Here is an 11,780-nt window from a genome sequence, read left to right on the forward strand (position 1 = left end):
ACCGGGTTCGAACCGGGTTATTCGTGTAGCCCGCCCGTCTCGGCGTAGAACGACGATTCTAGCTGTTCGACCATGTCCTCCTCGCGGTCGATACGCGCGTCGATGACGAACGGTAGGTCGCTCTCCTTTCCCGCTCGAAGCGCGTCGGCGAGTTCGTCCGGCGTCGTCACTCTCGTTCCGTCCGCGCCGAAGCCCTCGGCGACTTTGACGAAATCCGTGTCGTGGAACTCGACGCCCGCGATGTCACCGTCCTCCTCCTGCATCTGGCGAACCATGCCGAGGCTGGTGTCGTTCAACACGACAAACGTCGGGGCGACGCCGTTCTCGACGGCGATTTCGACGCTGGTCATGGTCATCGTAAAGCCGCCGTCCCCCGCGACGCCGATGACGTCCTTGTCGGTGGTGATGGCGGCGCTGACGGCGGCGGGTGCGGACCACCCCATCCCGCCGACGCCGCCCGACCCGAAGTAGGTTCGGACGGCGGGCGTCTGGAGGTAGTTCAGCAACCAGAAGCGGTTGTTGCCCGAGTCGGCCGTGACGATGGTCTCCTCGTCCACCATCGCCTCGATTTCCTTGACCGCGCGTTGGGGTTTGATGGGCGAGGCGTCGCTCTCGTATTTCTCGGTGAAGAACGATTCTCTGGCAGTCTCGGCCCGCTCGTGTGCCCAGTCGTTGTCGGCGCTTCCGGCGTCCGAAAGCGCCCGAAGGCTTTCTTTCGCATCGCCAATGAGTCCCACGTCGGCGGGATACACCCACCCCGCGTTGCGGGTATCGATGTCGGCGTGGATGATGGTCTGTTCGTCCGGGCGGATGAACGAGGGAGCCTGCCAGTTGGTGTCCATGGGGTTCATCCGGCATCCGACGACGAGCAGGGTGTCGGCCTCGCTGACGACCCGATTCGCGCCTTCGTGGCCGAACGATCCGATGACGCCCGCCGCGAGGTCGTGCGTCTCGGGAATCGTCGATTTGCCGAGGTAGGACGTCGTAACGACGGCGTCGTACGCCTCCGCGACCTCCCGAAGTTCGTCGTAGGCCCCTGCCGAGTGAACGCCGTTTCCGGCGACGATGACGGGTCGTTCCGCGGATTCGAGCGCATCGACCGCCGCGGTTACGTCCCGGTCGGTCGGCTTGGAGTCCCAATTTCGAACCTGCTCCTCGCTGTCCCAGACGGGCGGCATCGGATTTTCGGGGACTGTCCCCGTTATCGCGCTCCCGTCGAGGATGACGGCGGTCGGCCCCGACCGGCCCGCCGTCGAGTGTTTGAACGCTAGTTGGACGCTTCGTACGGTTTCTGTCGGCGTGCGCGGGAACCAGTGTTCCTTGGTCACGCCGTCCAAAATCTTCGGGAGCGAGAGGCCGCCGTAGTCGCCGCGCGACTGCTGATACGGGGCGAGCGTCGAGTAGTCGCCGCGCTCGCTCGCCTCCGTCAGGACGACCATCGGCGAGGAGGCGAGTCGCGCTTCCATCTGGCCGATGACGCCGAGGCTTCCTATCCACGGTCCTTGCCCGGTCAGCACCGCGGGTTTGCCGTGGAGACGGCCGTACATTTCGGCCATCACGCTTCCCTCGCGTTCGTCGCGCGGGCGAACCACGTCCACGCTCGATTCCGGAAGGTCGTCGAGCAGTTCGATGACGCGCCCGCCCGGATAGCCGAACACGTACTCCACGCCCAGCGATTCGAGGACCGAAACTAACGCTTCGCTCGTCGTCTCCCCCTCGCTGCCGTCAACGCCTGTCATGTCACTGAAAGCCACCCGCTCCCGTCCCTTGGTTCTGTCGATTATCACGGTCGAAGATGCAATACATCGTTTCCGGTGCGAGTTCGAAATTTCGCACCGGGACGCCGGATGGGACTACGTTCGCTCTTCGTCCGGATACATCGTACACTCGATGAGCGTCTTCACTCCCCGACGGAAGCGTTCCGACGCCGCGGTTTCGGAGATGTCGAACCGGTCGCTCAGTTCAGCGAGCGAGTTCTCCCGCGGAATCTCCAGATACCCACAGTCGACGGCCGTTATCAGGGTCTCCCGCTGGGGGTCGGTCAGTCCGAACTGCGGAGTGTCCAGACTCCCTCGTTCTTCGTAGAATCGGTGTAGCACGACCCCGATTTCGTGGTCCCGACAGTGCTCACAGAAGCGACTAAATCCCTCCTTGGTGGGAAACGCCACGCGAAACTCCCACCCGCGATGCGTCGCGGTGACGTGTTGAAGGACGCTCGCCTCGTCGAGTAGAACCGGGTAGATGCTCGCTCGTTGTCCCTCGTCCTTTAATTCGACGCGGTACAGCCGTTGGTCGCTGATTTCGATGGCGAGTTCCGAGGCCGCGACGGTCGGGTCCGCTTCGAAGCCGTCCTCGAAAGCGTCGAAATCGCCGTTCTCCGCCCAGAAGAGTATCTGATGGCGACCTTCTTCCGTCCGATCCGACCGTTCCCACGTGATCTTCATTTCGGGGACGACGCGCAACGCTTCACGGAGGATCGGGTAATCGAGCCGAAATTCCACGATTATCATGTCGACCACTCCCGATTCCGATGACGGAATCGATGTCTCTTGCTAGCTGCTAGCAATTCGCAATACAGGGTTAAAAAGACTATGAATATTTGTGCGCATTCGTTATCCTACTACACCGAAAAGTGAACGGTGAACGTGAACACGGATTCGAAAACGATAGACGAGATGTTCGACCTCTTCAGCAGCGACCGGCGACGGCACCTGTGGCGCTATATCACCGATGCTGACGGCGAGGTATTCTCGTTCGAGGAACTCGTAGACCACCTCACGATACTCGAGACGAATGCGGGCGCGAGAGGAGATACCTGTCGAACTTCTATCAGAGTCGGTCTTCACCACGTCGACCTGCCGAAACTGGGTGATTTCGGCCTCATCGAATACGACGCGAGAAGCGGAACGGTTCGGTGTGACGACTCCGAGATGAGGCATTTCAGTGAGGACCTGATTCGAATCGGTCGATAGTCGAGTCTCTATTTTCGTGGGCGATGCCCGGAAAGCGACCCGACGCCCGGTTCGATTCGGGCGACGGTTTATGCACGAGAGCGGCTAAAATATCCCAGTGAAGCGAAACGACCGAACCATCCTCGGACTCACCATGCTCGCCCACGGGATGGTCCACACCTACGAACTCTCCCTCCCCATCCTCATCCCGGTTTGGCTCGCGGAGTTCGGCGCGTCGAAAGCCACCCTCGGCGTCATCCTTTCGCTCGGTTACGCGCTGTTCGGTGTCGGTGCGTTACCCGGCGGCGTCCTTTCGGACAGCTACGGCTCCCGACGACTCATCGTCGCGTGTCTGCTCGGGATGGGCGGGTCGTTTCTCCTCCTCTCCTTTGCTCCTTCTCTTCCCGTCATCACGCTCGCGCTCCTGCTCTGGGGAACGGCGGCAAGCGTCTACCATCCCTCCGGCCTCTCCCTGCTCAGCACCGGCATCGACCCCGAGGAACAGGGGAGCGCGTTCGCCTACCACGGTATCGCCGGAAACGTCGGCATCGCGTTCGGCCCGTTGGCGACGACGCTCCTTCTGCTCGTCTTCGGATGGCGTCTCGTCGTCGCCATCCTCGCGGTCCCCGCGCTCCTCGCCGCCGTGGTCGCCGTTCGAACCTCCATCGACGAGACGGCCGCGGTAGAGGAGGAACTCGCGGAACAGGGTGAAGGCGAGGAACGTGTCGCTCGCACCGACGGGGGCCTCGCCTCTATCACGAAACTCCTCGCTGCCTCCCGGTCGCTCTTCTCCGGGTGGTTCGTCGCCGTCTTCTTCGTCGTCATGCTCTCCGGACTGTACTACCGCGGCGTGTTGACCTTCCTCCCCGACCTGCTCTCCGGACTTCCGCTCTTTGCACCCGTCGACGTCGCCGGAAAATCGCTCGAACCGGCCCGCTACCTCTACGCCGGACTCCTCACCGTCGGCATGGTCGGCCAGTTCGCGGGCGGCAAACTCACCGACCGGGTGGAGAACACGGCCGCAATCGCCGTGGCGTTCGCCACGCTCGCCGCCATCGCTCTCGTGTTCGTTCCCGCCGCGAACGCCGGACTCGCTCCCGTACTCGTCGTCAGCTTCCTCCTCGGGTTCTGGCTGTTCGCGGTGCAACCGCTGTATCAGGCCACCGTTGCCGAGTTCACGCCCCCCGACGCTCGCGGGCTTTCCTACGGCTACACCTACCTCGGCGTGTTCGGAGTCGGGGCGCTCGGCGCGGCCATCGCTGGCTACGTCCTCCAGTACTACTCACCGACGACGCTGTTTTTCGTCCTCGCAGGATTCGCGGGTGGCGCGTCGCTCCTCGGCGTCCTCCTTACGCTTCGTGGCCCCTCCTCAGAACGTGCTTGAGTTCACGTGTTTGCCGACTTCCTCCATCACCTTCCGCTCCGCGCGAGCGAGGTGTTCCCACGCCGTCGTGGACGCGATGCCGACCGTATCCGCGATGTCCTCGATGCTGGTTTCCTTTTTCGGGCGGTAGTAGCCGAGGTCGATGGCCGTCCCGAGCACTTCGCGCTGCCGTCCCGTGAGTTCGTGGACGACGCGCGAGAACTCCAACTGCTCCTGTTCGGCGACCGTCCCGAGTTCGACGTTTCGAACGAGGTCGGTTTCGTTCCCTGCGCGTTCGAGCGACACGACGATGTCGTTCAGGTCGTCGTCGTCGGACAGGTACAACGTCCACCGCTCCCACCCCGCATTTATGGTCGCTCCGGTACGGTAGTGAACGCCGAGGTCCGTCAACCGCTGGGCGATGCTATCCCATTGGTAGCTGTCGATAGTGACGGCGACGAGGACGCGTGAGACGTCGAGCGGCGTCAATACGTCTATGTCCAGTACCGGTGAGGCGGCTTCGAACTCGCTGAGAAATCCCGCAATCGACGCTTTCGGGCCGGTTATCTCGATGATGCGCTTCCGTTCCGCGGCGCTTCCGGTCATCGAGGAGACGGAGCGAATCGTTATCGCCGGGTAGTCGGCGCTGATATCGCTCTCCGGCTCGTCGTGATGACGTATCCGAAGCGTCACTTCTCGCATACGTGTAATCGAGGAAACCGAACGTGTTTAACCTTTGTATCCAATCTAGTTACTCTTCTGAATCAAACATGGGATGATTCTATCATTTTCTTCGTCGATTTTTGCCCAACCGAATCTATCCGGGTATACAACGAAGTGGTTTGTTTCTCTGTACCATACTAACATGGGAAACAGTGACAAAATCTCGGACGAGGCCCTCAGCGGGCCGGTTATCGACCGTCGGACGACCGTGAAACTCCTCGGTGCGGCAGGCATCACCGGCTTGGCTGGCTGTACCGGCGGTGGCGACGACAACGGTGACGGTGGCAGTGGCGGAAGCGGCGGCAGTGGCGGAAGCGGGGACGATGGCGGCGACGAAACGACGGAAGTCCCGTCGAACGACCAGCGCGGCGGTCGGTTGACGGCCGGATGGTTCACCGGCAGCATCGACGTGCTCGACCCGCCGTACATCAGCGTCGGACAGTACTTCCAAGTGGCCGCGAACGTGTTCAACGGCCTCGTCACGCTGAAAAAGGACCTGACCATCCGCGGCGACCTCGCCAAGGACTGGGAAGTCAGCAACGACGGCAAAAAGATCACGTTCGACCTGCGTACGGGCGTGAAGTTCCACAACGGTTCGGACTTCACCGCCGCCGACGTGAAATACACCATCAACCGGACGATTTCGGAGGAGGCCCCCGCCGCCTCGAAACTCGGGTCGCTCAAGCCGGTTGACGACGGCGGCGTCGTGGTCAAGGACGACCACACGGTCGAACTCAACTTCGAGGAACCGATGGCACCCGCCCTCGTCTACCTCACGCGTGGTCCGGGACGCGCGGCGACCATCGTCAACGAGGAGGCCATCGAAAAGATGGGCGCGGACCAGTACAAGGTGACGCCGGTCGGGACGGGTCCGTTCGAGGTCTCGAAACACGAAATCGGCTCCGGTATCACGCTCGACGCCTTCGAGGACTACTTCGAAACCGACAGCGACGGAAACGCGCTCCCGTACTTGGACGGCATCGACATCAAGCCGATACCCGAACCCGCAACGCTCGTGAACGCGCTCCGGAGCGGCGACATCGACTTCGCGAACCTCGTGCCGCTTCAGAACGTGAAGAAGGTCGAGTCGGCGAGCGACGTGACGAAACTGGAAGCGCCGGGAATAAACTGGTATGGGTTCGCGATGAACGAGCGCCGAAAGCCGTTCGATTCGAAGAAAGCCCGCATGGGTATCGCGAAATCCATCGACAATCAGGCCTACGTGGACGCGGCCTACTTCGGCAACGCGCTTCCCGACACGGGTCCCATCAACAAGGCGACGAACTGGGTCTGGCGGGACGACAAACCGACCGACCAGCAGTACGACCCCGAGACGGGCAAACAACTCATCGAGGAGGCGGGTGCTGACGGGGCGTCCTTCTCCATCCTGACGACCGAAAGCAGCCTCCGCGGCGCGAAGGCGATGCGCCAGCAGCTGAACAAGGCCGGGTTCGACGTGAGCATCGAGCAGGTGACGAGTTCGTCCTACTGGGAGCGCTACGAGAAGGGTAACTACGACACGACCATCAGCGGGAGCGTCGGCGACCCCGACCCGGAGCAGTCGCTCTGGAACTTCTACCGCAAGCCCGACGACGGGGGTGCGTGGAACTGGGTGAACTTCGAGGACGACAAGGCACACGACCTGCTGGCCGAACAGCGGAAAGCGCTCGACCGGAACGAGCGCAAGAAGCTCCTGCAGGAACTCGAAGACCACCTCATCAAGCAGGTCCCGCACGCCTACCTGATGCACCAGAACGACATCGCGGCGAAACGCTCGAACCTGAAGGGGTTCGTCCACATCCCCTTCATGCGTAACTTCCACACGGCGTGGGTCGAGGAATAGATGCGCCGGTACGTCGTCAAACGGGTCGCACACGCCGCGTTCATCATGTGGTTGGTGGCGACCACGGTGTTCTTCGGCCTGCGGCTGATTCCGGGCGGTCCGGTTCGGACCATGCTCGGACAGGAAGCGACGCCCAAAGCGGTCGCGGCACTTCGAGCGAAACTCGGCTTGAATCAGCCGCTGTACGTCCAGTACTTCGACTGGTTGAAGGAGATGGTCACCCTGCATTTCGGCCAGAGTCTGAGCACGGGCCAGCCGGTTTCGACGTTGGTTTCGCAAGCAGCACCGAAGACGCTCTCCATCGCGATTCTCGCCATCGTCATCGGTCTCGGCGTCGCCGTACCGACGGGCATCCTCAGCGCGACGCGCAAGGGTGAACCGATGGATTACCTCGCGACGGTGACGGCGTTCCTCGGCGTTTCCATGCCCGCCTTCTTCGTCGGCATCCTCCTCGCGCTGGTGTTCGGCGTCTGGCTGAACCTACTTCCGGTCTTCGGTTACACGCCGCCCAGCAAGGGCATCCGTCCGTGGTTGGAGAGCGTTCTCCTCCCCGGCATCGCCGTCGGCCTGCCGTACGCCGCCGTCGTCATGCGGATGATGCGGTCGTCGTTACTGGAAGTGCTGAACGAACCGTACATGCGAACCGCCCGCGCGAAGGGCGTCAACGGACGCGTGATGTTGTTCAAACACGCGCTCCAGAACGCGCTCATCCCAGTCATCACCGTCGCGGGGATTCAACTCGCGTTGGTCCTCGTCGGCAGCGTCACGGTCGAACTCGTCTTCGGCATTCAGGGACTCGGCAGACTCCTCGTCGATTCGATGCTCGACCGTAACTATCCGGTGACGCAGGCGGTCATCCTCATCGTCGCCGCGGTGATGGTGTTCACGAATCTCGCGGTTGACCTCGTATACACCGTCATCGACCCGCGTATCGGCTACGGAGGGAACCAATGACGGAACACTCCGATTCTGGAGTCGGCCACAACGCGGCCAACGAACCCAACGCTCCCGCGGATTCCGGTCCAATCGACGTTCCGCCGGAATATCGAGAGGAGGAACACTACGAGGAACACAAATCGACGCGCCAGCGCCTCGTCGAGGGCATACTGGCCGACAAGATGGCGCTGTTCGGTGCCGTGGTCGTCGTCCTGTTCGTTCTCGTCGCAGTCTTCGCGCCGGTCGTCGCGCCGCACGACCCCGAGGCCACGTTCGGCTTCATGAAAGCGCCGAACTCCCATTCGGTCGGCAACTACGACGACGCGCCCGGAACCGAGTCCGTGTGGCACCCGCTCGGGACGGACTCGTTCGGCCACGACATCCTCTCGCGCATCATCTACGGTGCGCGGGTGTCGCTGCTCGTGGCCCTCTCGACGGTCGCCGTCGCGTTCACGCTCGGAACGTCCATCGGCCTTCTCGCCGGATTTTACGGCGGCTGGGTCGATAGCGTGCTGATGCGCTACATCGACTTCCAATGGGCGTTTCCCGAACTCATCCTCGGAGTCGGCATCATCGCCATCTCCGGCGGGTTGGGCATCACGAACGTCGTCATCGCCATCGGTATCGCGTACATCGACGACTTCGCTCGCCTCGTTCGGGGCGAGGTGCTGTCGCTCCGCGAGGAGGAGTACGTCATGGCTGCCCGCGCCGTCGGCATGACCGACAGGCGCATCATGACACGGGAAATCCTGCCCAACGCCGTCGCGCCGCTCATCGTGCAGTCGACGCTGATGATTCCGCTCGCCATTCTCGCCGAAGCGGGCCTCTCGTTCCTCGGTCTCGGCGTCAAACCGACGACGCCGACGTGGGGACTGTTGCTCTCGGACGGGCGGCAGTTCATCGGTGAAGCGTGGTGGATCAGCGTCGTGCCCGGCCTCGCCATCATGATGACCGTCCTCGCGTTCAACATGCTCGGCGACGGTCTCCGTGACATCTTCGACGTGAGCGACGGGGAGGTCGAGAGCCGATGACCGTCCTCGAAGTCGACGGGCTTCACACCCGCTTCCCGACCCCGCGAGGGACGGTGGACGCGGTGAACGAGGTGGACCTTCGCATCGAATCCGGGGAAATCCTCGGCCTCGTCGGTGAAAGCGGGTCGGGAAAGAGCGTCCTCGCATCGAGCATCATGGGTATCGTCGAGGAACCCGGCGAAATAGCGGCGGGCGACATCCGACTCCACGGCGAGTCGTTGCTCGACCTGCCGGAGTCGGAACGTCGCAAGATTCGCGGCGGGACGATTTCCATGGTGTTTCAGGACCCCATGAACAGCCTCAACCCGACGCTCACCGTCGGCGAACAGGTCGCCGAGATGGTCCGACTCCACCAACCCGTCGGCGAATCGGTCAGCCTTCCGGCGGAAATCAAGCGCAAACTCGTCGGGTCCTCGAAGAACGGCCCGGCGTGGCGAAAGGCCATCGAGATGCTCGAAAGCGTCGAGATTCCCGAACCGGAGACACGGGCGAACGACTATCCGCACGAGTTCTCCGGCGGCATGCGCCAGCGAGCGATGATAGCCATGGCGTTGGCCGCCGAACCGGACCTGCTCATCGCGGACGAACCGACGACGGCGCTTGACGTGACGATTCAGGCCCAGATTCTCGACGAACTCCGGGAGTTGAAGGACGCCTTCGACACGTCGATTCTGCTCATCACGCACGACCTCGCGGTCGTGTCCGAGGTGTGCGACCGCGTGAACGTGATGTACGCCGGGGAAATCGTCGAGCGGGCAGACGCGGACGAACTGTTCCGTAACCCACAACACCCCTACACGCAGGGACTCATCGCCAGTACGCCGCGTCTCGACGCGCCGACGGATAGCCTCGAACCGATAGACGGGAACGTCCCCGACCTCATCGACATCCCCTTCGCGTGCCACTTCGCGCCGCGTTGTCCCGAGGCCACGCGGGAGTGTTACGAAATCGAACCGGACTTCAGACCGGTCGGCGCGGACGAGCAGTTCGACTCGAACGGCCACGTCGCGGCGTGTCTGCGTCGCGGCCCGATGGAGGAGCGACTATGAGTATGCAGATGACGAGCACCGACGAAACGTCCGCCGCCGAACCGTTGCTCGCCGTTCGCGGCCTGAAAAAGCACTTCGACCAGTCGGGGGGCGTCCTCGACAGACTCGTCGGCGAGACGGCCAGCGTTCGCGCCGTCGATGGCGTCGATTTGACGGTTCGAAAGGGCGAGACGCTCGCAATCGTGGGCGAGTCCGGTTGTGGCAAATCGACGCTCGGGCGGACGATTCTCAACCTCCACGACGCGACCGACGGGACCGTTGAGTACCGCGGCACGGACCTCGCCGACCTCTCACAGCAGGAGATGCGGCCGTACCGGCGCGACCTACAGATGATATTTCAGGACCCCTTGGCGTCGCTGAACCCGCGCCAGACGGTCGGCGAAATCATCACCACGCCGATGGAGGTCCACGGTATCGGCGATAGCGACGAGGACAGGCTGGAGCGGACGAAGGACCTCCTCCGGCGCGTCGGGCTGAAGGCCGGACACATCGAGCGCTATCCGAACCAGTTCTCGGGCGGGCAACAACAGCGCGTCGGCATCGCTCGCGCGCTCGCGCTCGAACCCGAGTTGATAATCGCGGACGAACCCGTCTCGGCGTTGGACGTGTCCGTGCAGGCCCAAATCCTCAATCTGTTGGAGGAGCTTCAGGACGACCTCGGCCTGTCGCTCGTCTTCATCGCGCACAACCTCTCGGTCGTGCGCCACGTCGCGGATCGGGTCGCCGTGATGTACCTCGGTCGAATCGTGGAAACTGCACCCGTTTCGGCACTCTACGAGAACCCGCAACACCCCTACACGAAATCGCTCCTGTCGGCGGTACCCCGCATCGACCCGGCGGACCGCGACGAGCGAATCATCCTCGAAGGGTCGGTTCCGTCGCCGCTGGACCCGCCGTCCGGCTGTCGGTTCCACACGCGCTGCCCGATGGTGATTCCACCCGAGGGGTGGTCCGGCAGCGACGAGGAGTTCCGCGCGGCCTTCGCGTTCAGAAACCGCGTGTTGTCGGGCGAACTCGACCCCGACGCCGCACGGACGCGCCTCGAAGCGGAAGGACGCGGGACGGACGATTCGAGTGTGGCGTCGTATCTCGTGGCGCAGTTGCTTCCGGGCGACCCAGAAGCCCTGCCGTCGGATGCGACCGAGGCCGTTCGTTCGGCGGCGGACGCGCTCGCAAACGGCGACCACGAACGCGCGAACGAAATCGTCGAGAACGCGTTTCCGTCGCCGTGCGAGCGCGAAACGCCGCAAGCGACGGACGCGGGTGACGGCCACGCCGCGGCGTGTCATCGCGTGATTCCGCGGGATTCCTGACGAAATCGTGGAGTCACACCGTCGTCCCCGACCGGACTCATCTGTCATCCATCCGTCCGGTCTCACGGTCGTCGTGCCGGACCGGGGACGGCGACGATTCAGCGAACGTACTCTGCGGTGTCCCGCTACTGACTCTGTCTGATGAGGGAGAGGAGTTCCCTCGCGTCCTCGAGCTTTTTCAGTCGCATCTCCTCCTCGATGTTCGGGGTGTCCAATCCCTCCAGTGCGGTGAGGGCGCGGTCGATGCCGTGGATGCTCCGAACGAGTCGCTCTCCCTCTTCCTCCGTTATCTCTTCGCGTTCGATTCGCTGTTTTCTGGCGAGACGCTCGCGCTTGAGTTTCGTCTTCATCTCCTCGATGGCGTCGCGTTCGCTCTTGGGAATCGATTCGAGGCGCTTGCACTCGAAGACGAACTCCTGTACGTCTATCGTCGTGCCTCGTATCGTGAGTTCGTCGACCATCCGTTTCCCGACGGTCGCCGAGGGGCGCTGAATCCGGTCGAGGAGTCGTCGTCGTTGTCGTTCGTTCATGGCTTGGGTGGTTCGGCCTCATCTGTCAGTTCGACTGACGG

General features: G+C 62.9%; 11 protein-coding genes. 7 read left to right on the top strand and 4 right to left on the bottom strand.

Annotated elements, in window-relative coordinates; translation table 11 throughout:
- Positions 1-17: 17 nt before the first annotated feature.
- Together AC1XDK_RS18945 and AC1XDK_RS18950 are read right to left on the bottom strand one after the other, a co-directional pair.
- Positions 18-1,739, bottom strand: coding sequence for a thiamine pyrophosphate-binding protein (locus tag AC1XDK_RS18945; RefSeq protein ID WP_483351525.1), 1,722 nt, complete (start codon positions 1,737-1,739; stop codon positions 18-20).
- A gap of 114 nt (positions 1,740-1,853) precedes the next feature.
- Positions 1,854-2,510, bottom strand: coding sequence for a helix-turn-helix domain-containing protein (locus AC1XDK_RS18950; protein ID WP_483351526.1), 657 nt, complete (start codon positions 2,508-2,510; stop codon positions 1,854-1,856).
- A gap of 135 nt (positions 2,511-2,645) precedes the next feature.
- On the opposite strand from AC1XDK_RS18950, the gene AC1XDK_RS18955 reads away from it, so the two are divergent.
- Together AC1XDK_RS18955 and AC1XDK_RS18960 are read left to right on the top strand one after the other, a co-directional pair.
- Complete coding sequence (locus AC1XDK_RS18955; RefSeq protein WP_483351527.1) at positions 2,646-2,972, top strand: DUF7344 domain-containing protein; 327 nt, start codon at positions 2,646-2,648, stop codon at positions 2,970-2,972.
- Between the two features lie 97 nt (positions 2,973-3,069).
- Positions 3,070-4,335 (top strand): MFS transporter, encoded by a 1,266-nt coding sequence (locus tag AC1XDK_RS18960; protein ID WP_483351528.1) that lies wholly within the window; start codon positions 3,070-3,072, stop codon positions 4,333-4,335.
- Here the strand turns inward: AC1XDK_RS18960 and AC1XDK_RS18965 are convergent.
- Positions 4,321-5,016, bottom strand: a complete 696-nt coding sequence (locus tag AC1XDK_RS18965) for a helix-turn-helix domain-containing protein (RefSeq protein WP_483351529.1) — start codon at positions 5,014-5,016, stop codon at positions 4,321-4,323. The genes AC1XDK_RS18960 and AC1XDK_RS18965 overlap by 15 nt on opposite strands.
- Before the next feature lie 163 nt (positions 5,017-5,179).
- Between AC1XDK_RS18965 and AC1XDK_RS18970 the strand changes: the two genes are divergently transcribed.
- From AC1XDK_RS18970 to AC1XDK_RS18990, 5 genes are read left to right on the top strand one after another with little or no spacing between them, the layout of a single operon-like run.
- Positions 5,180-6,880, top strand: coding sequence for an ABC transporter substrate-binding protein (locus tag AC1XDK_RS18970; protein ID WP_483351530.1), 1,701 nt, complete (start codon positions 5,180-5,182; stop codon positions 6,878-6,880).
- On the top strand, positions 6,881-7,834 hold the full coding sequence (locus tag AC1XDK_RS18975) for an ABC transporter permease (protein WP_483351531.1): 954 nt from the start codon (positions 6,881-6,883) through the stop codon (positions 7,832-7,834). It begins immediately after the preceding gene.
- Positions 7,831-8,847 (top strand): ABC transporter permease, encoded by a 1,017-nt coding sequence (locus AC1XDK_RS18980; RefSeq protein ID WP_483351532.1) that lies wholly within the window; start codon positions 7,831-7,833, stop codon positions 8,845-8,847. Before AC1XDK_RS18975 ends, AC1XDK_RS18980 begins: the two co-directional genes overlap by 4 nt.
- Positions 8,844-9,896 carry an ABC transporter ATP-binding protein gene (locus AC1XDK_RS18985; RefSeq protein ID WP_483351533.1) on the top strand — a complete coding sequence of 351 codons (1,053 nt, stop codon included), beginning with the start codon at positions 8,844-8,846 and terminating at the stop codon, positions 9,894-9,896. Before AC1XDK_RS18980 ends, AC1XDK_RS18985 begins: the two co-directional genes overlap by 4 nt.
- Positions 9,893-11,209: an ABC transporter ATP-binding protein gene (locus AC1XDK_RS18990; RefSeq protein WP_483351534.1), complete on the top strand. Its 1,317-nt coding sequence runs from the start codon at positions 9,893-9,895 to the stop codon at positions 11,207-11,209. The genes AC1XDK_RS18985 and AC1XDK_RS18990 overlap by 4 nt, the downstream gene beginning before the upstream one ends.
- Before the next feature lie 125 nt (positions 11,210-11,334).
- On the opposite strand, the gene AC1XDK_RS18995 is transcribed toward AC1XDK_RS18990, so the two are convergent.
- On the bottom strand, positions 11,335-11,739 hold the full coding sequence (locus AC1XDK_RS18995) for a DUF5788 family protein (protein WP_483351535.1): 405 nt from the start codon (positions 11,737-11,739) through the stop codon (positions 11,335-11,337).
- Between the last annotated feature and the right edge of the window lie 41 nt (positions 11,740-11,780).

The sequence above is a fragment of the Haladaptatus sp. HS23 genome, from assembly GCF_056892285.1.